Raw genomic sequence first — 21,969 nt, 5'->3', positions numbered from 1 at the left:
TGCTTTGAGACAGTATAACGATGTGCTAATAGTCTTTCGAGATCAATCGTTCATTTACAAACACTAATATTGTTGATGATTGTCTTTTGAAAGGTGATAAAAAAACAGAGCATTAAAAAATGCCCTGTATAAAAAGAGAAATTACAGATCTAAAAAGAACAAAAGATCTACATTATTGAGTAGTGCAATCAAGTTTGATTGAACCAACTAGGTAATCAATAACATAAGTATTTAACCTTGTTATCGTCTCAATAAAAAGTCCATTCGTCTTAGTAATAGTTGAGTTCATCTGCTTTTCCCCAAAAAACACGATACGAATAGATGGTATAAGCTAAAATAGTTGGTACAACGATGAACGCACCCCACAGTATAAAGTTAAGTGACTCTGGTGCAGCAACAGACTGCCAAATGGTTAACTGATTAGGTACAATGTCAGGGAAAAAGCTAAAGCTTAAGCCAAAAAAACTTAATGTAAAAATAAACACTGTTATAAAAAAAGGTAACCCTGAGCCATGTTCTGGCATTTTTTTCAAATGTCTAAGTACATTAAAGCAAAGAAAAAAAGCAATACAGCAGACCATTGGAATTGGTAATAAAAACAAACCATAAGGCCAGGTAAACCACTTTTCATAAACTTCTGGGTTAACCCACAGATTTAAACCAGATACTAATACCACACCAATAAAGGTAATAGCCACACAACGCTGAGCATACTTAATAGCTGTTTGTTGTAACTCACCATTTGTTTTCATCACTAGCCAGCAAGCGCCAATTAGCATATACGCGCAAGCCACACCAAAAGCGCTCATTATCGCAAAACATGTTGCCATCCAAGACTGCTCAAAGCCGGTTACATAAATGCCGAGTATATAGCCCTGAGACAAAGCCGCAATAAATGACCCTGCTTTAAAGGTTTTATCCCACGTTTTTCGATGCGACACAGCCGCTTTTGCTCTAAAATCAAAAGCAACACCGCGCAAGATCAAGCCAATTAACATCACAACACTAGGTAGATACAACGCTTTTAAAATCAAATTATACGCTGCAGGAAAAGCAATTAATAATAATCCAACCGCGAATACTAACCAGGTTTCATTTGCATCCCAAAATGGCCCTATTGACGCTATCATGGTGTCGGCATGTTCCTTTTTTTCTATCGGTAACAACATTCCAACACCAAGATCATAACCATCTAATATCACATACAATAGCGTTGATAATGCCATTAAGCTTACAAAAATAACGGCAAGCGATTGTTGATCAAACATGATTATTCTCCCATTCATCTTCACGGTAAGGAGAAGTTACATTGGTTAACTCCTCGTTCTCAAATTCTTCCACCTTCACGGCACGCTTCGCCAATAAGAAAATGGTATGTAGGTATGCTACGAGTAAACACAAATAGACCACGACATACATCGTTAAACTTATCACAACATTTTCAGCTGCTATATCAGTGACGGCCTCTTTCACCGTTAATATACCACTGACTAAATAAGGTTGACGGCCAATTTCTGTGACATACCAACCTGCAAGCGTTGCAATCCAGCCAGAAAAACTCATCCACACAAGTACCTTTAATAAACCCTTTGATACCTTTTGCTGCTTGTATAATTGAAAACGGGCAAGCCATGCGACTAAAATCATGAGCAAGCCCATACCCACCATGACACGAAAGCCATAAAACACAGGTTTTACTGGTGGATGGTTGTCAATAAAGTCATTTAAGCCTTTAATTTCCCCATCTGCTTTATGGGTTAAAATCCAACTGGCTAAATTTGGTATACCTAATTCATAACTGTTAGTACGAGTTTCTTCATCAGGAATAGCGAATAACAAAAGCGGTGCATTTGTACCCGTTTCCCACGCTCCTTCCATCGCTGCTACTTTTTGCGGTTGATGTTCGAATGTATTTAAACCATGTAAATCACCAACGAATGCTTGTAAGGGGGCCAATATCACTGCAACGGTTAAACCCACCTTTAACGTCAGCTTAGGCGCTTGCTTTTCATCCCCCAGCAATAGGCGGTATGCGCTTAACCCTGCCACTAAAAATGAGGCGGTAAGCCCAGACGCAATCATCATATGAAAGAATCGATAAGGAAATGAAGGATTGAAAATAACGGCGAACCAATCAACAGGAAACACAACCCCGTCTCTTATTTCAAAGCCTGTTGGCGTATGCATCCAAGAATTTAAACTTAAAATCCAAAACGCAGATAATGTTGTGCCAATGGCAACAACTATCGTTGCAAAGGTATGTACTTTGGCAGAGACCTTTTTCATGCCGAAAAGCATAATGCCGAGAAAGGTTGCCTCTAAAAAGAAGGCCGTTAATACTTCGTAACCCAACAGTGGGCCTGCAATATTGCCCACTTTTTCCATATAGCCCGGCCAATTCGTGCCAAACTGAAACGACATGGTAATACCACTTACCACCCCTAAGGCAAACGTAAGTGCGAACACTTTTACCCAAAAACGATAGGCTCGCATCCACACAGGATGTTGTGTTTGGTCATAGCGAACTTTAAAGAACACAAGAAACCAGCATAACGCAATGGTGATGGTCGGAAAAAGAATATGAAAACTAATATTAAGCGCAAACTGAATACGCGACAGCATTTCTGTCTCTAACATAATATACCTCTGCCAAATTTGGCGTGAGTAAGCCCGTAGCACAATATTGTTATTGCACTAAAAGTATAATCAATTATAGGAAGTTAGGGCTTGTTGATCTTTCTCGTTTAGTTCAAACAAAATTTAATCTCGAAAGAGCAACCCCCTCTAGTGTTTACTCGACTTTACAACCTTATCTTTAAAATCAAGCATTTTTACCACACCTGAACCAAGCTTCATTAGGGTAGTTAATTTTTCTGGGCTAACACTTTGTAACTCTCGCGCCCATTTAGTTAATGTTTCTAATAAATCATGAATTTCATCCATCTGTTGTAAAGCATATTCTTCATGTTGATTAGATGGTTCATCAAGCAACGAATCACGCAGCAACGATAAGGTTGGATCGATTTCACGTTTGCTTCGTTCTTCAAAAATGCGATTTGCAAGTTCCCATATACTGCCCGAAGGTAAGTAATAGTCTTTACGATCACCGGCAATATGTTGTACGTTCACAAGCCGCCAAGATTGCAGTTCTTTGATGCCCATACTTACATTGCCGCGAGAGATACTGAGCGTTTCGCCTATCTCGTTAGCTGATAACGCCTGTTCACTCATGACAAGCAAACCCATTATTTGGCCGATGGTGCGATTAAAACCCCATCGGCTACCCATTTCACCACAGTGCATTACAAAACTTTCTATCCGAGGAGATAACTTCATCTTCTAAACTTTCAATAATTTCTGAACGTTTAGAATTTTAGAATGGAACTTGATCTAGATCAAGACAAATTTATGCATAACCTCAAATTATTTTACTGCCACCGTTACTGAGGCTAAACACTGAAGTTGAAAGCTGAATATACCAAAATCACAGACGAATGATTAAAAATAAATCCAAGATAATAGAAACGATAATGATACCCACATTAGAATAATTAACGGTACGCCAGCACGAATGAAATCTGAAAATTGATAACCACCAGCATTCATCACTAGTAAATTAGTTTTGTAAGCCATAGGGGTTGCGTAACTTAGGTTGGCGCCAAAAAGTACCGCTAAAATAAAAGGCTCTACAGGCAAAGAAAGTTGATTGGCTACTGAGATTGCTATCGGCGTGCCTATCACCGCCGCCGCATTGTTTGAGACAATGTTCGTCATAATAGCAAGCATTAGCATTAACGAGGCAATAATGCCCCATGGAGGTAAATCGACCGCGAAGGCCACAAAAACCTGCGCGATATAGTCAGCCCCGCCGGTTTGCATCATTGCAGAGCCTAGCGCTAAAGACGCAACGACAATGAGGATCACTTGCGTACTGAGTGCAGAAGATACTTCACTCCAGTCGATACACTTGGTCATGAGCAACACTAAAATGCCGCAGAGTGAACTGATGGCAATGGGTAAAACACCGATAGCGGCAACAGCTACAACCAAAAACAACACAAATAAAGCAATGGGGGCTTTTTGCGAATAGGGTAAATCTGACGCGCCATCAATAATTAAGAACCCTTGTGAACTTTTTAGTTCTGCCACTTGATCTGCATCTCCTTGCACCAAAAGCACATCGCCAGCGTGAATTATCACGTTGCCAATACTTTTACGGCCAATATCCATGGCACTACCATTACGGTGTAAAGCAAGTACAGAGATACCGTATCGTTTAGCAAATTGAACATCTTTCAAGGTTCTACCCACTAAGTTTGACGCCTGAATTACAACCATTTCAACAAGCTTTTGTTTTTCAGCTTTTAAAGGGTGATCATCATCAACTTTATGTGCGCCTGAAAATAACGTTGCCTGTAAAACAGACTCAAACTCTTTTAGTTGTTCAGGATGATCTTTAACGTGCAGCCTATCGCCTTCTTTAATCACCGTATCGGGAAATGGTCGTATGTTTCGATATTCGGGGCTGCGTTGTATTGATTCTATACTCATTTGATCATCAGTAAGTTTCAACAATTCTGCAACGGTTTTTCCATTGGCAACACTATCTTCATTAATATTAAGATAGGCACTAAATAATCGTGGTGAAGTATCCGGTAACGACGCCTTTCGTTGAGGTAACAGTTTAGGCGCAATTAACCATAAATAGGCGATGGCAATACAAGCGGCAATAATTGCGGGCAAACTAAAATCAAACATGCCGATACGTGGCAACCCCATATCACTCGCCACACTCACGACTAATAAATTTGTGGAAGTACCGATAGTTGTCGTCATTCCGCCTACTAACGTAGCTAACCCCATGGGCAATAACATGGGTGACGTATCTGTTTTTGTGCGTAAGGCAACGCTGGTTAAAATAGGTAAAAGTAGCACCACTATTGGCGTATTATTAACAAAAGCGCTCAATGCACCTGCAATGATCAATGTTACCAACAATGAAATTGCAGGGCTTATTTTCCACAATTTCGCTAAATTTCTACCCACAGGTACTAAAGCGCCTGTTCGTACTAAGGCATGACCAATGATCATCAATGCACAAACAGTCACTAAGGCTTCATGACCAAAACCAAAAAATAAAGAGGATGGTTCTAAATGCTGACCATTAATATCGAAGGGAAACACCGTAAAAATCATACATAGCACAACTAATACCGCTAACGATGATGTTTCTAATGGAATATCTTCACGCCTGAAAAAATAAAGTGCAACCACAGTAAGCACTAACATAGCAAGTGCATGATTATTAGGAATGTCAGGCATGGTCACATTCAACTTATTGATTATTGTTAATAACACACAAGTTCAACGTTAGCACTAGGAATGCTAAAAGGCGAGAAAGTCAGAAAAATAACTTACTTGTAAACCATAATACCTACTAATGGAGTTTGACAAAATACTAGAAGGCAAAACATGTTCAGCATAGCAACACGTTTTGAATTTGAGCCAATATCACCATACCGGAAATACAATATGTATTCGTTTGACTAGGTATTGCTTTGCCTTGATATGATAAGTCGCAGTAAAGTTATCATTAAAGCCACTTTTTCCGTTTAAAAATAACAATAAGCCCAACCGAAATAACCAACATTACCCCTAATAAAATAAAATAACCATTCGCCCATTTAAGTTCAGGAATATGCTCAAAGTTCATCCCGTAAATACCGGCTAAGAAGGTTAATGGTACAAATAAAGCAGTAATAACGGTTAACACTCGCATCGTGGCATTTAATTGATGCGAAGTCACCGACATATAGCCATCAATTAAATCACCACAAATTTCATAGTACATTTGCGACAAACTCATTAACCGCTCTAAGCGTTCTCGTAAATCGGTTAAGGTATGAATTTCAACAGGTGTGATCAGTGATGTTTCATCATTTTCTAAAAATTGACTTAACGATTCACCAATTGACACATGGTAGTTAAAAGTACGCCTAATTTTTACCAGTTGAGAACGATACGCGGTAATTTCTCGCATCATTTGATCATTACCGCTAAGTTGGAATTGATCTTCAATTTTTTCTAAATGTGATTCAAAGGTAAAAAGCTGTTTTAAGTAGTTACCGCAACTAGAATGAAACATTTGCAATGCTAAATGCACCGGACTACGAGCAAGATATTTAGCACTACTTTCATTGAACAAATTATTGACTGCAATAGAACTACCCGCATGGCAAGTAATTAAAATTCGATGCCCTATAAACATGCCTAACTGCAAGTGTTCGAACGTTAAAATGTCGTCGTAACTAACAAAACCGCGATACAAGAGAAAAATATAGTTTTCAAACAGTTCGACTTTAGGCGGGTGTCTATCACGCTGCGTGTCTTGAATCGCCAGCGGGTGGCAATCAAGTGATAGTAACATTTGTTTTTCTGTGGTTTGATCAAGCCCCTCTAGATCCAACCATAAAGTAGCATCAGCATCTTGCCGCCATTTTTCAATCAGCTCTTCGCCGCCCATTTCTGTGGAAGAAGCGGATATCAACATAGTTTTAATCATGTATTAACTGACCTTATAACAACCCAATTTAGAAGGTAGACAACGTATGCTTTCATGTATAAACACTTAACATTTCTGTCTCAATTAGATATTGCGACTGGCAATATCGTCACTTATTTTCGCAAAACACGCCAATAGTCGCTCAACATTTATTGGCTTTGTTAGGTGCTCAGTAAAACCTACTTGTTTGGCATATTCAACACTTTCCGCATTTACATCAGCCGTTAACGCTAAAATAGGTAAATGTTTATAGGCGTCAATTGCTCTGATTTGCTTAGTTGCCTCGTAGCCGTCAAGTACAGGCATTTGACAATCCATTAACACTAAATCAAACGATTCACGCATCACCGCCTCTACCGCCAATTGACCATTATCAACCACTACTGGCTCAATTTGATGTTTTCTTAAAATTGTTTTTATTAGCGCTTGGTTGATGCGATTGTCTTCGGCAACTAACACGTTCAAATGAGGAAAGTTTCTCACGGTTGGTGGAGTAGGTTTTGCTATATTATGCTCTGAAATTTTTAATGACGCAGTAAAAGTGAAGGTTGAGCCTTCGCCTTCTTCACTAGCGATTGTGACATCGCCCCCCATTAATTGACTTAACTCTCGAGATATTGCCAAACCTAAACCTGTGCCACCATAAGTACGAGAAGTTGAATCATCAGCTTGGGTAAACAAGGTAAATAGTTTCTGCTGGTTAGTCTCGCTAATACCTATACCTGTATCTGTTACGGTCACGGTTATCAGGGCATTATCATCGTTGATATTAACGATGGCTTTTAACATAACGGAACCTTTACCGGTAAATTTGATCGCATTACTGCATAAATTTACAAGCACTTGTTCAATACGCACATGATCGCCTATAAATCGAATGTTGGCTGGTAATTGGTCATCAAGCTGCCATTGTAGCCCCTTGTTCATTGCAAGGGTTTCAAAGATACTGGCAACTCGAAGCAAGCTGCGATGCATATCAAACGTTTGTTCAGATAATTGCAATTTCCCCGCTTCTATTTTTGAAAAATCTAATATGTCGTTAACAAGGTTTAATAAGATATCAGATGAGATTTCAATTTTGCTGATGTATTCCTTTATTTCAAGCTGATCGCTTGATTGTTTTGCCATCTGAGAAAAACCGACCACGGAATTCAAAGGCGTTCTTATTTCGTGACTAATAATGGCTAGAAACCGGCTTTTTGCTTGATTGGCTTGCTTAGCTTTTTCCATCGCGTTATGGAGTGAAACTGTTCTTTGTTGAACTCGATTGTTTAATACCAAATGGCGATTATTCATCAGTAATAGCATCGTAATAATGCATATAACTAAACAAAACTGGAACATAAATAACATAAACAATGAATGACTTTGTTCGCGTTTGAGAAATTGCTGATTAAGCGACAGATTTAAAAGCCATACTCGCCCTGAATGTTCAAAGCGTACGGTAGATATTATGTTGTTAGTAAAATCGAAGCCTGCGCCATCAACATTTTTTGCGAAAGAATGTGAAGCCCCCTCTTCAAAAAACGCATAATGAAAAAGCTTATTGCCGGTAATATTAAAGACTTCATTTATCATGCTATTGACTAAAAACACCCCGGTAGCAAAGCCTTTTAATTGTTTTGCTGCCGGTGTTTGATTATTGTCACTCACATCAAATACTGGCATAAACAATAAAAAGGCAGGCTGCTTGCTGTTTATCTGCACTAACTGAATAATAGGCGTTGCCTGCGGGTAGTAACTGTTTGTCGCTTTTTGTATGGTTGCTTTACGATCAACATTAGAATACACGTTATATCCTATGGCTTCTTCATTACCGATGTTAGGCGCAATATATTTTACATATACAATAGGATCATCCGGTGAAATTGGCTCACCTTTAATAGTTAAAGGTTGTTGATAAATACGCTGTAGCATCATTTCTGTTTGATGTTTTTGCTGTTGCGTAATTAATGGGTTCCATGACATTGCGTATATTGTTGGATTTTTCTCGAGGATTTTTTGAGTAAACTGACCAAACGTATCAAGCTCTACGTTATTATTTTGAATAAAACTGGCTAATGTTTGTAATTGCGATACGTTATTATGTAGCTCTCGGTTTAGACTACTTTCAACGACTTTTATTTCTTTTGAAATAAGCTTACGGCTATTATCCTCTGCGTAATTAATGAAAAAATTGGTCAATAGCAGCACTCCAAAAAACAATACTCCTGTTGCCACTATATTAATAACCCTGACATTTTTAGGAAATTCTTTCTGACCAGCAAATGAAATGGCACTTAACAAAAAAGGTGTTGCAAGTAATACCCCTATAGAATCCCCAAGCCACCAATAAGTCATGTTAATCCAGTAATTATTCATCGCATAATCGGCATTAAAATAGGTTAACGCTGCTACCCCAATATTGGCGGCAATCAGGTTCACAACTACGCCAACACCTACGATAAAATAAATCAACTTTCTCGTCGTTGGTTGAGCAATTGGGTTTCCCAACCAACGTTTCATCATATATCCACCCACAACAGCTTGCAGTGATGAACCAAAGGCAATAATAAACGTGCTGGCACCGTTAAACGATAATAGATCAATAAAAGAAAGCTCAGCATTGATGCAAACATTCAGCGCGATAGAACAGATAAACACTGCAGGAACAAATCGCCAACCCCAAAGATAACAACCAACAAGAGCAACACCCGCCGGTAACCAAATTGGCATTATTTGTGTGAGAAAAGAAAAATTTGATAGAAATACCCCTGATATGAACGCACTTATCGCTAAGACTAAATACAGCAATTTATTAGCAGTTAATTTCAGGTTTGTTTTCATATGATGATCATTATTAATATTTTTGTTAAATTTTTTACAAGGTATAGCACATTATTAGTGTAGTGTAATAAACAAGATAAACCCTATATTCTGCAATAGGTTGCTTAATACCATCTTCATTAAAAAGCATCTAAACTTTCTAATGGATAAGCTAATATGTGACTTCTTTTCGCAGGTTTTACCCTGCCGTCAATCATGGCTGATAGCATATGCACTAATGCAGGACTCACCTGCGCCTGACTATTCAGGAAATAAGAATGACCTTTTGGCATATCAAACCGGTTATTAAAACTATCGCAATCAACCTCATAGACATTTTTGGCCACCTTGGTTAAATCTTCTGGCCCTGTCATACCTAAACGAGCAGAGACGGTTCTATGCCTTATGTTGCTTAATTTACTCGCGGGCATGGCTAAGTCATCATTGGCATAATACACAATGACATTTCTAGCCGATTGTGGAATTAGTACACCATTATTGTTAGGTTCTAAACAATGATTAACCACATCTGCCGCGACCATGAAAATATTTCTAAACAGTTTAGGCACCTGGCCACAGTGGTCGTATTTTCCCCATGAAGCTATCGCATTTCGTAACACCCGATTACCCATAGAATGGGCAAGAATGTTAATTCTTCTTGTGCAAGGGTTTTCTTTACTTGCTTCTTGAGTGCGCCAGTTATCAAACTTTGCCAACATTCGCGCAAAGGCTAAACCACTGGCATCTGCCGCTCTTTGATCATCCCAATAATCATCAATAAATGCATAAAAGGCATCATCATCACATGGCCAAATAAGTGGTACAACTAAGGCAAACTCATCTCCATATTGTTGATTTATTAACTGCTGTAAGCGTAAAGCATTGGGGAAAATATCAGGTTCAGGTGTATTGTTGAAACCATGTATGTACAACAATACTTGCATAGTGTTGGGAAGATTTTTAAGATATTGAAAAAATGCTGGACTGCCTATTTCTCGGTAGTCATGTTCACCAAGGCGTTGGCAAAAATACATATCTAAGCTAGTGCGTGTTTTTTGCGGTGGGAAAGATATTTTTCGCCCTTTACGACTCCTTGCTGATTCTTTCGGTGTTCTATTCGTTGCAAATAACATAAAAAGTCCTTTTGAAGTGCAAAGCTAAGGTTCACAAATAGCCTAAGAATGAGAGTAATATCCTTTAAATACTGCCAACTTACTCAGTATTAAGTGTAGTCGACTTTACACTGTTAACCAGATAAATTTATTGCATCACAACATTAAGAGCCAAACGTTAATATCTGCTTTTCCAATTACCGATAATTGCTCCATTAAAAGTAGCTCTAAAGACCTTAACGCATTCAGCGCTAAAAGCTGCATTGCTATACATGATTGAAATAGAATATTTGTTATTTATCTGAATTTTAAAGATAAAGCCCGTTAATGTATGATGGACTTTACATGAACTACTGATAGACGAAATGCGCACGTTAAACCCATACTTAACACCAATATTTCATGAGCTTGAGCATTATTTCAGTGTTTCACCTGCTTCGAATGAATATGACATTATCAAACATTTAGCTAACGAGGGTATCGCACCTTTTAACAACTTTTCATTAGCAGATCACAAAGATTTATTCAGCGCGCACTTTCTTTGTATGCACGCCCTTTACCACTTAAAAGCACATTATAAAACGACACAAGAATATCAGCTTTTTATTGAATCTGTTCGTATAAAAAGAGTCGCCATAAACAATGCAATATTAGATGAGCACTCATCTAAAAACACACTTGAAACAACAGATCCGCTGGCGAGTTACTACTTAAACCCTCAACATTATTTTGAAACGCAAGAACACGAAATAAGCGACATGATCAAAAGCTTTTGGCAAAAATACCTTGCACATGACGCTAAGGAAGAGGCATTAGAAACGTTGTGCCTACCCATAGATGCAGACAAAAAAATGGTTAAAGCTCAATACCTTAAACTCGCTAATAAATATCACCCTGACAAGGGTGGCTGTGCTGACACGTTTAGCAAAATTCGTCACGCCAAGGCTGTATTAGATAAGCTGTTCTAATACCTATCGGCAACACATGCATTTATTGTTCAAATGCAATAATACAGTGAAAACCTTTCTATTCGCGTCATGCATTCTCACAGTTTTTTGTCACATACTTGATAATAAAATCGATAAAGGTTCGTACATTTTTAGATTGTTCTTTATGAAAAGGGTACACGGCGTATAAGGCGTGTTTTTCCGCTTGCCAATCTGGCATTAGCTTGACTAATTCTCCTGTTTGCAGCTCTTTTGCAACAAACAATTCGGGTGTTAACAGTATACCAAGACCAGCTCTTGCCGCTTGCTTCAATGCCAAGCCATTATTTACCACATAAGAACTTGGCGGTAAATCGATGGTGCGAACTTCATTTTCTTGGCGAAACACCCATTGTCGAGGCGATAAAGCCAAGCTATACATTAAACAATTATGTGTATAAAGTGATTCTGGTTCGCTAGGTTGACCATGAATATCCACGTACTCTGCTGATGCACAAAGCACCAGATCAAGCCCATGTATTTTGCGTGACTTTAAACTTGAACTTTTTAACGGTCCACCGCCACGAATAGCAACATCTAGACCCTGTTCTACCAAATCTAAATATTGATCACTCATTAAAAGCTCTACTGATATTTCAGGGTGTTCCTTCATAAATTCACACACTGCAGGATTTATTAATAATAAGCCAGCCGACATTGGCACGCTTACTTTAATTAAGCCCCTTAACTGACTGGAAGATTCTATGATCGATAAATCAGCCGTATTTAATTCATCTAAAATATTACGCACTTGATGATAATATTGTTTACCTTTTTCAGTGACATGCATTTTTCGAGTGGTGCGGTGAATTAAGGGTGCCTGTAGGTAATCTTCTAGTTGGTTAATATTTTTACTAATCGCAGCCTTTGATAACGACAAATCTTCAGCAGCCGCTTTAAAACTCCCTAACTCTATCACCCGCCTAAAAACAGTTAATGCTTTTACTTTATCCATCATACAACCACAATTGTTTACTTATAGTGAACTATATTATCACTATACTCCTGTTTATCTACTAAATAGAGCACAGTATAGTAACGTTAACTTAACTTTTATTGGCAAATATGCCGTAATCACTAATTACACAACGGGGAAGTATGTATGAAAAAAGTGTTAGCATTTTCAGGCAGTAACCATAGTCAGTCGATTAACCAAACACTCGTTACTTTAGCAGCAGAGAAATTCACCTCACATGAAGTAACCATAATAGATCTTAACGAATATGAAATGCCTTTATACGGCTTAGATGTTCAAGAAAAAGGCTTCCCTGATAGCGCAATTCAACTACGTGAGTTGATGTCTGATTTTGATGCTTTAGTCATTGCTTCACCAGAGCATAACGGTTCAATGCCAGCGTTTTTAAAAAATATTATTGATTGGTTATCCCGGCTAACCACACCCGGAAAACCCTTTTTTGGTGACAAAGTAAAACCCGTGCTATTGATGAGCACATCTCCGGGTGCAACTGGGGGGGCAACCAACTTAAAAAGCATGGCAACATTGATGCCTTGGTGGGGCGGTGACGTTAAAGAGACTTTCAGCTTAGGTAGTTTCTACGATAAGTATACTGATGGAAAACTTGATCCAGAAACAGATCAAGCCATTAGCAACGTCATAAAAAAATTCGAAGCAACAATATAAAATAACAGTAATGTGCGCTTATTCTTATTTGCCCGCTAAGCGCACTATTCTGTTTATTACTCTTTCTCTGCTAATTTTTCAGTAATATATTTCTCTATTTGTGCTTCAAGCACATGTAAAGGTACTGAACCATTTTTTAAAATTTGATAATGAAATTCACGCACATCAAAATCAAGACCCAGTTCAGTTTCGGCTCGCTTGCGTAAGTTGCGAATTGTGATTTCACCTATTTTGTATGACAAAGCTTGACCCGGCCATGAAATATAACGGTCTATTTCAGTTTTAACATTATGTAGTGATAACGCGGTGTTATCTCTCATAAAGTCCATTGCTTGGGCTCTTGACCAACCTTTTACATGCATACCGGTATCAACCACTAATCGCGCTGCTCGCCACATTTCATATGTCAAACGGCCAAAGTTACTGTAATGATCAGTATAAATGCCTGCTTCAATACCTAGCCATTCAGCATATAACCCCCACCCTTCACCAAAGGCTGAAATATAGGCGTGTTGTCGGTACGAAGGCAGATTATCTAATTCACTATTTAAAGAAATTTGTAAATGATGCCCAGGCACACCTTCATGTAAGGTTAACGCCGGTAATACATACAATGGACGTTTATCTAATGCGTAAGTATTCACCCAATATGAACCTGAGTGGCGATCATTTGGCGGCCTAATATATCGTCCTGTCGTATATTTAGGTGCGATACTGTCAGGAACCGGCACTACACCATAGGGAGTACGCGGTAAATGTTTAAATAATGACGGTAATTTGCCATCAATTTGCTTCGCAAGGTACGACGCTTCTTTAATTAACTCTAACGGCGTTTTTGCGTAAAACTGCGGATCTGTTCGTAAAAAGTGGGTAAATTCAGCAAACGTTCCTTCAAAACCAGTTTTGGCAATTACTTCATCCATTTCCGAGCGAATACGTGCGACTTCACGCAAACCAAGCTGATGAATTTCTTCTGCACTCATGTCAGTCGTTGTATAGTGTTTTACTCGATTATTGTAATAGGCAAGGCCATTAGGCGTTGAAGAAACAGCAATATTTTTTCTGGCATTTGGAAAATACTCTTGCGTAAAAAAATGATAGTACTTTTCATAAGCAGGAATAATTTGTGTTGTTAATAAGTGGATTAAACGCTCACGCTGTTCCTGAACAAATTCAGCATCAATCAACGTTGAACTCGTAGCAAAGGGCTTTAAAAACACTGATTGTTCAACTTTTCCAGGGATAAAGGCTGATATAGAGTGCTCATAATCTACTAAAACGGCTTGAGGCTGCGTGATCCCTTCAGCCAAACCTTTTCGCATCCAATCAATATTTTGCTCAAAGTATGTTGGCATTGCTGCGAGCTTATTTATATATTGTTCAATGTCTTTTTTCTGATTAAATACCGTGGCATCAACGGTAAAGTTAATATTGGAATGAAAGCCTGATTCTGACTTAAACGGAATATAGTGTGACTTAAAGCGATAATGAGCGATCTTATTATCTAGCTGCGCTTTAATGATGGCGTAGTTTATTTTATTTTCTGCTGACAGCTCATCTTGCACTATTTGCTCAAATGCAACAGCAATACTTTTACGTTCTTCGTACTGTCTTGCTAAAAATTCAGGTGACAAATCTGGCCAATAACGTTTTTTTTCATCGTTTACTCTAGTTTGATATTGTCCTTTACCTGCACGGTGATCTAACAATTGTTGAACCGTGTGTTCAAATTGCTCATCAGCACTTGGCTTTATCGGCGTTAGCTGACATGCACTAACAAAAAGCAAGCTGATAAACACTACCGTGTATCGAAAAGGGCATAAATTCATAAGGGTACCTGTATAAAAACGAAATGATAGAACGTTTGTTAACGAAGAAACATAACGTAAAAAACTGAATAAAAGTAGCCTTGCACGATGAAAGGTCTAGCTAATAAGACAATTAACCCCTTTGAAAAATTAATACATTAAACGCCTTACTATTTCACTTGATGATACTTCAAACATTCTCCACACAACCTTCATGACATAAATTTAAATATTTTTAGAGTAAACACTTTACTTTTATAGAGTTGATACTCTATAATCAGTTTTGTTCCTAGCGAACACCTGTTGTAAAAATTTTATATTCTAGCTTTCCCCAAAGCTATCAAGCCGAAGATGATTCATCTTCGGTTTTTTTTTTGCCTAAAAATAACCGTCTGAATCCCGCTTAATATTCACAGTGTTTGCGCAATAAAATTACGATAATACTAAAAAATTGACTAGGGTAAGTGATGATAGGTTTGTTCAAGAAAGAGGTTATCTAATGAGCAGTCTCAGCTTTGCATAAGCAATGCGTATATAGCATTGATATTATACAAACCTGAGTTTAGGCAGTACTTAATAGAGCATTGTGATTTATGCTTCAATCAGATTTTCTGGATTCATCCATTGGCAAATCACTTGGGTAGCTTGATCAACACCTGTTTTTTTCAATGACGAAAAGGCTTGCACCTTAATGTCGCCGCCAAGGGGTTGCAAGGTTTTCTTAACTTTTAATACTTCTGCGCTCGCTTTTCCTTGAGATAACTTATCTGACTTAGTTAACAATGCTAATACAGGTAGTTCACTGTCTACCGCCCATTCAATTAGATCACGATCTAAATCTTTTAGTGGGTGGCGAATATCCATTAATACCACTAAGCCTTGTAAGCTTTCGCGTTTTTCTAGATATTCACCTAACGCTTTTTGCCACTTTTTTTTCATTTCAAGCGGTACTTTTGCAAAACCATACCCTGGTAAATCAACAAGTCGTAACTGTTCTTCAACTTCAAATACGTTAATTAATTGGGTTCGACCTGGTGTTTTACTGATACGTGCTAAACTTTTTTGGCGTGTTAACGTGTTTAATGCACTTGATTTACCTGCATTTGAGCGCCCTGCAAACGCAACTTCAATACCGGTATCTTCTGGAAGTTTTCGAATATCAGGAGCACTGATCACAAAGGATGCTTTATTTAAATTGACTGCAAAAGTAGACAAAACCGTTTCCATCTTTAATCTTTAGTAATGGGGCTATTATATCTGTTTTTGAAAAAAATTAGTGAAAACCTTACTTTTTTTAACGTTTTTTTCTTACACAGGCTTAAAAAGCCTTTGGTTTCGTGTAAAATGCCGCGATAATTAAAAAACTAACAACGATGCTTGATTGGCTATGAATCAAGCGCAATAAGAAACAGAGAGCAATCCATGAAAAACGTTTTATTTTCAATGGTCATCGGGTTGGGCATGATGGCTCAAGCTCATGCCTTTGCGGGTGACGCCCAAGCAGGAAAAACAAAAGCAGCTGTTTGTGCAGCTTGTCATGGTAGTAACGGTATGGGTACAGCTGACACATACCCACACTTGGCGGGTCAACACGCTGACTATATTGTAAAACAATTAAAAGCTTTTAAATCTGGCGATCGTAATGATCAATTAATGTCGCCAATGGCTGCAAATTTATCTGAGCAAGATATGGCTGATTTAGCTGCGTACTTTTCAGCATTTGGTATAGATGGTTCTGCTCCTGAAGAAAGTGGTGATGCCAGCGCTACGCAAACAGTGGCGGCTCCGGTACCAGAATACGTGCCAAATGCTAGCGCAGGTAAGGCACTTTATGAGCACGGAGATGCAGATCGTGGCATTACCGCTTGTATCACTTGCCATGGTAAAGACGGTGATAGCAAAGTGTTGATAAATCCTAATTTATCGAATCAACACCCTGAATACATTGAAAAGCAATTAAATAACTTCAAAGACAATGCGCGTCATAACGCATCAATGAATCAAGTTACAGCGAACTTATCTACTGAAGACATTGCTAACCTAGGCGCTTATTTTGCAGACACAGCAGCGGTTGGCGAAGTAAAAGCATCTACTGGCAAAGTGGCGGTGAAATCATTTGTTGGTGATGCAAAATTAGGTAAAGCAAAATCTGCAACCTGTATTGCTTGTCATAATGCAGACGGTAACTCAACTAATGCTATGTACCCTTCTATTGCTGGACAAGGTGAAGCTTACCTTTTCAAACAGTTAAAAGAATTTAAATCAGGCGTTCGTGATAACGCAATTATGGCCGGAATGGTTGGCGCGCTTAGCGAAGAAGATATGCAAAACGTTGCGGCATATTACGCTTCACAAAAATTAAAGCCTGTTGTAGGCGAAGCTGACGCTTTTGGCAAAGAGCTTTACGTTGGTGGTGATGCTGAACGAGGCATTACCGCTTGTATCGCTTGTCATTCTGTCAATGGTGGTGGTATGGACAGCGCTAGCTTTCCTGCTGTTGGTGGTCAACACCCTGGTTATTTAAAAGCCCAACTTCAAGCGTTCCGCTCTGGTGCTCGTGCTAACGATAAAAATGGCATGATGCAAGATATTGCCAGCAAGCTTTCTGATGCAGATATATCAGCACTTGCTAATTATATGTCTACATTAAAATAATCATTAACATCGATTAAAAAGCAGCGTTATCGCTGCTTTTTTTATGTTTAAAATAAGTTGCGATTATATCAGGATCACATAAACTAAAATTACTTCTAATTTTACAAAGGGTTATATCAATGACAGTGTCGTTACCTACGGATACCTTAGCTGCCTGTCAACGCTGTGATACCCTTGTAAATCTTCCCGATATCTCAAACCACCAAAAAGCGCTTTGTCCCTGTTGTAATACGGTACTTCATTCACCTAAAAAACATACCCTTGATAAAACATTAGCTATTTCATTTGCAGGGTTATTATTATTAATACCCGCTACTGTTATGCCGTTAATGGGTATTTATGCCGCAGGCCAATATAACCAAGCCTCATTGTTAACCTGTATTGTTTTATTAGCAAATGAAGGTTTTTATTTTATCGCTTTTTGTGTTTTTATTTTTGCTATTGCTGTACCTGCTGTTCGTTTGTTCACAGCGTTTTACTTAACTTTTTGTTTGAAGTATGCGAGTAAAAAACCTCACTTGATCGTGTTTTTCCGCTCTTATCACCTACTGAATAACTGGGCAATGATTCATGTCTTTTTTCTAGGGATCATCGTGTCATTGTATAAATTAGTGGATATTGCAGATATTGCTATTGGCACGGGCATTACCAGTATCATTCTATTGTTGATGTGTTCAACCATGCTATCCATCACGTTAGACCATCGATTTATATGGCAACAGTTGGAGCAGAACAATGACTAGAACAGCACTTTCGAATGGTTTAGGTTGTTGCCCTAGGTGTCAAAAAATTAATAAAATGCAAAGTGAAAAACAACAATGTTCTCGATGTGCTCATTGGTTTTACAGCCGTAAACCAAACAGCTTACAACACACCCTAGCGTGGACAGTAACTTCTTTAGTCTTGTTTATACCTGCTAATATTTACCCCATGATGACACTTCATACCTTTGGCAAGACAGAAGCGTCAACTATTTTACAGGGTATTGCAACGTTCATTCAAACAGGGCATTACCCTATCGCGTTCATTATTTTTATTGCTAGCTTTATTATTCCGTTAGGGAAAATTATTGGATTATTTTTTTTGGTTTATCACGTTAAACATCGCAGCAATATGAGCCTGAAAAGGCAAAGCCATTTATTTCATATCGTTGAAAATATTGGCCCGTGGTCAATGCTTGATGTATTTGTCGTCGTCGTGATGGCGTCTGTGGTGAATTTAGGTTTTATCAGTAATATTGAAGTTTCTTTAGGAGCGAGTTACTTTGCCTTAATGGTTATCGCAACGCTGATGGCAGCACATAGCTTTGATTCGAGATTGCTATGGGACAACAACAATAACAAAGAGCAAACACATGAGTAATAAACAACACCATCCGCTTGACGCAATTATATCATCAAAAGAAAGCGTTTCTGCTGTTTGGTTGGTGCCGATTATTGCGTTGCTATTTGGTGCGTGGTTAATTGTAAAAGCAGTGTATGAACGAGGCGTTTATATCACAGTACAATTTAATCAAGCAAGCGGCATCGTCGTGGGTAAAACAGAAGTAAGGTATAAAGGCCTACCGATAGGTGTTGTCAAACAAGTAGAAGTCACTGATGATCTACAAAGTTTATTAGTACAAATTGAAATGGTAGCCAGTAGTGAAGAATTACTCACTGATAATACAACGTTTTGGTATGTCACCGCGGATGTGTCATTTCAAGGAGTTACTGGGTTAGATACCTTAATATCAGGTAGTTATATAAATGTTCAACCCGATTTAGAACACAGAGGGAATCCTAGTCGATTTTTTGTCGCATTAAATGAAGCGCCAGAACTTGATAAATCTACCCCCGGTTTACACATTACCTTGAAAACCAACACTCTTGGGTCAATTAACACCAACTCACCCGTTAGCTTTAAGCAAATTCCCGTTGGCCATGTGTCAGGCGTGCAGTACAACGTTGACGATGCTACCGTCGATATTTCGGTATTTATTAAGCCTGAACATGCCTATTTAGTAAAAGAAAACTCTATTTTTTGGAACGCCAGTGGATTCGAATTTACAGGTTCTTTAACCTCGGGCATTAACGTTAAAACCGAATCAGTGGGTTCCATTATATCAGGTGGTGTTGCCTTTGATGATCCTAAATTTTCAACGCCGTTGCCCTCTGCAAAGTCAGGTCATGAATTTACTTTGCACCCCGACTTTCAAACCGCCGAAATGGGGCATGAAATTACCTTAATGCTTGATTGGGACACCGGTATAGATAAAGGTGCTTTAATTGAATATCAAGGGCTGACCTTAGGGGTGATAGAATCCTTTAGTAAAATTGATCCAACGTCTCGTAAAATTACAGCGATCGCGAAAGTGAGCCCTCGGGTTGTTCCTTATCTAACTAGCGACTCGCAGTTTTATACCGTTACCCCAGAATTAGACTTAGGTGGAGTGACCAATTTACGCACATTACTAAAAGGCTCACACCTTAGTTTACGACCGTCATTAAAAGGGGAGCCCCAAACACAGTTCAATGTGTATGCGCATAAGCCAGCTTATGACTATGACGAACCAGGTTTGCATATTATGTTAACAGCAAGCAATGTTGAGTCTTTAAAAATAGGCACCCATATTTACTATAAAAAACAGCCCGTTGGTACCGTTCAAGCCATTGAAAATAAAACTTCTGAACAGGTAATTGTGCATATTCATATTAAAGAACAATATAAACAATACGTGAAAAGTAACACACGTTTTTGGAATACCAGTGGTGTGAAAATAAAGGCTGGTATACAAGGTGTTGACGTTAAAGCACATTCTCTTCAGTCTATTCTTTCGGGCGGTATTGCGTTTGATACCCAAGAAACCGTTAATGCTAAATCAGTGAATAATGGTGATCTATTTCCGTTACTTTCATCAAGAAAAATCGCGAAACAATCATTACCCCTTACACTATTAGTTGCTGATGCTAAAGGTATCAAGCGTTCAACGCGTATTATTCATCGCGGCAACGTTATTGGTTCAGTTCACGCTATTAAGCATAAGCAAGATCATCATGAAGTCGTTGTTGGGTTATTACCAGAGTTTGACTATTTATTGAAAGAATCAACAAAATTTTGGTTGGTAGATCCGCGATTAACGCTTTCTGGCGTTACTGATACCAATGCCTTTTTCGGTGGAAGCTATATTGCCGTATTGGCTGGAAAAGGAGCATTCAAACAACGCTTTCATATGTATCAAAAACCACCCGCTAAAGAATTACATGCCAGTGGATTACAACTCACATTAATGAGTGATAACGGTGCCAGCCTGGTACCAGGGAGCCCAGTAACGTATAAAGGTATTTCAGTCGGTCAAATAGACAGTGTCGATCTAAGTAATAATGGCGATAGTACGTTAATTACCATTACTATTGATGAAGAAAACCAACATTTAGTTAATCAATTTTCTCGTTTTTATGTTTCCAGTGGCATTTCATTAACGACTGATTTAACTAGCGTTTCATTACAAGCTGAATCTGTTGAAACTATTTTACGTGGCGGTATAAGTTTTTATAACCCAGAAGAAGGAGCAACTCCGTTAACAAAAGAAGGCGAAAAGTTCACCTTATTTTCTAGTCGTCATAAAGCCAAAATAGCGGGGCAGGCTATTAGCATCAAATTTACCAATATTGCGGGTATTAAAGCTGGCCTAAGCATTAAATTTCATCAGCAAATAATTGGTTCAATTTCTTATGTCGACTTTATTAATCAAGAACAAGGCGCCGTCGCATATGGCTATTTAACCGATTACGGCAAGCGTTTTGCCGTTGAAGGCTCAAAGTTTTATTTTGATGAAGCCAGTATTGGCCTCACCGGCAATAAACACATAAGTTCAGCACTACAAGGTGGTTTTATTGGTGTCTCTCCAGGCAAAGGTAAGGCTAAAACGCATTTTATTGCCGCCAATTCCGCACCTGCAACTAAAGCACTTCCTTATGGCTTAAACTTAACCTTAGCGGCTAATTCACTCGGTTCGATTCGAGTTGGTAACCCTGTACTTTATAAACAAGTAGCCGTTGGTAGCGTGATAGGCATCGATCTAGCAGATAACGCAGACAAGGTTAATATTTATATTAATATTAGCGATCGATATACCCCCTTAGTTACCGCTGAATCGAAATTTTGGAATACAAGTGGCTTTAGTCTTGAGGCTGGTCTTTTTTCAGGTGTTAATGTTGAGTCAGAATCATTAGAATCGCTCATGTCTGGCGGTGTTGCTTTTGCGACACCAAATCAAATGTCAACTGAGCAAATGACTTTGCCTGCCGTGTTTAAACTTTACCAATCCGTTGAGCCCGAATGGCAAACTTGGTCACCTAAAATACCCTTAGCTTCGCAATAGTAAATTTGTACTCGAAAGATCAACACGCCCTAGTAT

General features: G+C 38.6%; 16 protein-coding genes. 6 read left to right on the top strand and 10 right to left on the bottom strand.

Features of this window, described 5'->3' with window-relative positions; genetic code table 11:
- Positions 1-269: 269 nt before the first annotated feature.
- From cydB to Q4489_RS03485, 7 genes are all read right to left on the bottom strand, one after another.
- Positions 270-1,268 (bottom strand): cytochrome d ubiquinol oxidase subunit II, encoded by a 999-nt coding sequence (gene cydB / locus Q4489_RS03515; protein WP_303477163.1) that lies wholly within the window; start codon positions 1,266-1,268, stop codon positions 270-272.
- A complete protein-coding gene (locus Q4489_RS03510) occupies positions 1,261-2,637 on the bottom strand; it encodes a cytochrome ubiquinol oxidase subunit I (RefSeq protein WP_303477160.1) in 1,377 nt (458 codons plus the stop codon). The genes cydB and Q4489_RS03510 overlap by 8 nt, the downstream gene beginning before the upstream one ends.
- A gap of 147 nt (positions 2,638-2,784) precedes the next feature.
- Entirely contained in the window at positions 2,785-3,336 is a 552-nt protein-coding gene (locus Q4489_RS03505) for a GbsR/MarR family transcriptional regulator (protein WP_303477158.1), read from the bottom strand.
- Between the two features lie 162 nt (positions 3,337-3,498).
- The gene (locus Q4489_RS03500) at positions 3,499-5,358 is read right to left on the bottom strand and encodes an SLC13 family permease (RefSeq protein WP_303477156.1); all 1,860 of its coding nucleotides are present in this window, start codon (positions 5,356-5,358) and stop codon (positions 3,499-3,501) included.
- 235 nt (positions 5,359-5,593) lie between these two features.
- The gene (locus Q4489_RS03495) at positions 5,594-6,550 is read right to left on the bottom strand and encodes a magnesium transporter CorA family protein (RefSeq protein ID WP_303477154.1); all 957 of its coding nucleotides are present in this window, start codon (positions 6,548-6,550) and stop codon (positions 5,594-5,596) included.
- Positions 6,551-6,646: 96 nt separating this feature from the next.
- Positions 6,647-9,388 (bottom strand): ATP-binding protein, encoded by a 2,742-nt coding sequence (locus Q4489_RS03490; protein ID WP_303477152.1) that lies wholly within the window; start codon positions 9,386-9,388, stop codon positions 6,647-6,649.
- A gap of 119 nt (positions 9,389-9,507) precedes the next feature.
- Complete coding sequence (locus tag Q4489_RS03485) at positions 9,508-10,500, bottom strand: alpha/beta hydrolase (RefSeq protein ID WP_303477149.1); 993 nt, start codon at positions 10,498-10,500, stop codon at positions 9,508-9,510.
- A 344-nt stretch (positions 10,501-10,844) separates the two neighbouring features.
- Between Q4489_RS03485 and Q4489_RS03480 the strand changes: the two genes are divergently transcribed.
- Positions 10,845-11,447: a DNA-J related domain-containing protein gene (locus tag Q4489_RS03480; protein ID WP_303477147.1), complete on the top strand. Its 603-nt coding sequence runs from the start codon at positions 10,845-10,847 to the stop codon at positions 11,445-11,447.
- A 67-nt stretch (positions 11,448-11,514) separates the two neighbouring features.
- Here Q4489_RS03480 and Q4489_RS03475 read toward each other — a convergent pair whose 3' ends face one another.
- Positions 11,515-12,423, bottom strand: coding sequence for a LysR family transcriptional regulator (locus Q4489_RS03475; RefSeq protein WP_303477144.1), 909 nt, complete (start codon positions 12,421-12,423; stop codon positions 11,515-11,517).
- 144 nt (positions 12,424-12,567) lie between these two features.
- On the opposite strand from Q4489_RS03475, the gene Q4489_RS03470 reads away from it, so the two are divergent.
- Positions 12,568-13,107 carry an NADPH-dependent FMN reductase gene (locus Q4489_RS03470; protein WP_303477142.1) on the top strand — a complete coding sequence of 180 codons (540 nt, stop codon included), beginning with the start codon at positions 12,568-12,570 and terminating at the stop codon, positions 13,105-13,107.
- 56 nt (positions 13,108-13,163) lie between these two features.
- On the opposite strand, the gene Q4489_RS03465 is transcribed toward Q4489_RS03470, so the two are convergent.
- Together Q4489_RS03465 and yihA are read right to left on the bottom strand one after the other, a co-directional pair.
- Positions 13,164-14,936: a DUF885 family protein gene (locus Q4489_RS03465; protein ID WP_303477138.1), complete on the bottom strand. Its 1,773-nt coding sequence runs from the start codon at positions 14,934-14,936 to the stop codon at positions 13,164-13,166.
- 570 nt (positions 14,937-15,506) lie between these two features.
- Entirely contained in the window at positions 15,507-16,142 is a 636-nt protein-coding gene (yihA, locus tag Q4489_RS03460) for a ribosome biogenesis GTP-binding protein YihA/YsxC (RefSeq protein WP_303477136.1), read from the bottom strand.
- A 195-nt stretch (positions 16,143-16,337) separates the two neighbouring features.
- On the opposite strand from yihA, the gene Q4489_RS03455 reads away from it, so the two are divergent.
- The 4 genes from Q4489_RS03455 (at position 16,338) to Q4489_RS03440 (ending at position 21,933) form a co-directional block, all read left to right on the top strand.
- Positions 16,338-17,570: a cytochrome c gene (locus tag Q4489_RS03455; RefSeq protein WP_303477133.1), complete on the top strand. Its 1,233-nt coding sequence runs from the start codon at positions 16,338-16,340 to the stop codon at positions 17,568-17,570.
- A 119-nt stretch (positions 17,571-17,689) separates the two neighbouring features.
- Positions 17,690-18,313, top strand: coding sequence for a paraquat-inducible protein A (locus Q4489_RS03450; RefSeq protein WP_303477131.1), 624 nt, complete (start codon positions 17,690-17,692; stop codon positions 18,311-18,313).
- Positions 18,306-18,932 (top strand): paraquat-inducible protein A, encoded by a 627-nt coding sequence (locus Q4489_RS03445; protein ID WP_303477129.1) that lies wholly within the window; start codon positions 18,306-18,308, stop codon positions 18,930-18,932. Before Q4489_RS03450 ends, Q4489_RS03445 begins: the two co-directional genes overlap by 8 nt.
- Positions 18,925-21,933 carry a PqiB family protein gene (locus Q4489_RS03440; protein WP_303477128.1) on the top strand — a complete coding sequence of 1,003 codons (3,009 nt, stop codon included), beginning with the start codon at positions 18,925-18,927 and terminating at the stop codon, positions 21,931-21,933. Before Q4489_RS03445 ends, Q4489_RS03440 begins: the two co-directional genes overlap by 8 nt.
- Positions 21,934-21,969: the final 36 nt, after the last annotated feature.

Origin of the sequence: Thalassotalea sp. 1_MG-2023 (assembly GCF_030546745.1) — a bacterium.
In the GTDB taxonomy this organism is placed as follows: domain Bacteria; phylum Pseudomonadota; class Gammaproteobacteria; order Enterobacterales; family Alteromonadaceae; genus Thalassotalea_C.
This window is presented reverse-complemented; position numbering and strand designations above follow the sequence as displayed.

Bases quoted from the DNA above. Each gene is read 5' to 3' on its own strand.
- Q4489_RS03510 (WP_303477160.1), bottom strand. From the start codon at position 2,637: ATGTTAGAGACAGAAATGCTGTCGCGTATTCAGTTTGCGCTTAATATT.
- Q4489_RS03465 (WP_303477138.1), bottom strand. From the start codon at position 14,936: ATGAATTTATGCCCTTTTCGATACACGGTAGTGTTTATCAGCTTGCTT.
- cydB (WP_303477163.1), bottom strand. From the start codon at position 1,268: ATGTTTGATCAACAATCGCTTGCCGTTATTTTTGTAAGCTTAATGGCA.
- Q4489_RS03490 (WP_303477152.1), bottom strand. From the start codon at position 9,388: ATGAAAACAAACCTGAAATTAACTGCTAATAAATTGCTGTATTTAGTC.
- Q4489_RS03470 (WP_303477142.1), top strand. From the start codon at position 12,568: ATGAAAAAAGTGTTAGCATTTTCAGGCAGTAACCATAGTCAGTCGATT.
- Q4489_RS03450 (WP_303477131.1), top strand. From the start codon at position 17,690: ATGACAGTGTCGTTACCTACGGATACCTTAGCTGCCTGTCAACGCTGT.
- Q4489_RS03475 (WP_303477144.1), bottom strand. From the start codon at position 12,423: ATGATGGATAAAGTAAAAGCATTAACTGTTTTTAGGCGGGTGATAGAG.
- yihA (WP_303477136.1), bottom strand. From the start codon at position 16,142: ATGGAAACGGTTTTGTCTACTTTTGCAGTCAATTTAAATAAAGCATCC.
- Q4489_RS03445 (WP_303477129.1), top strand. From the start codon at position 18,306: ATGACTAGAACAGCACTTTCGAATGGTTTAGGTTGTTGCCCTAGGTGT.
- Q4489_RS03485 (WP_303477149.1), bottom strand. From the start codon at position 10,500: ATGTTATTTGCAACGAATAGAACACCGAAAGAATCAGCAAGGAGTCGT.
- Q4489_RS03480 (WP_303477147.1), top strand. From the start codon at position 10,845: ATGCGCACGTTAAACCCATACTTAACACCAATATTTCATGAGCTTGAG.
- Q4489_RS03455 (WP_303477133.1), top strand. From the start codon at position 16,338: ATGAAAAACGTTTTATTTTCAATGGTCATCGGGTTGGGCATGATGGCT.
- Q4489_RS03505 (WP_303477158.1), bottom strand. From the start codon at position 3,336: ATGAAGTTATCTCCTCGGATAGAAAGTTTTGTAATGCACTGTGGTGAA.
- Q4489_RS03495 (WP_303477154.1), bottom strand. From the start codon at position 6,550: ATGTTGATATCCGCTTCTTCCACAGAAATGGGCGGCGAAGAGCTGATT.
- Q4489_RS03440 (WP_303477128.1), top strand. From the start codon at position 18,925: ATGAGTAATAAACAACACCATCCGCTTGACGCAATTATATCATCAAAA.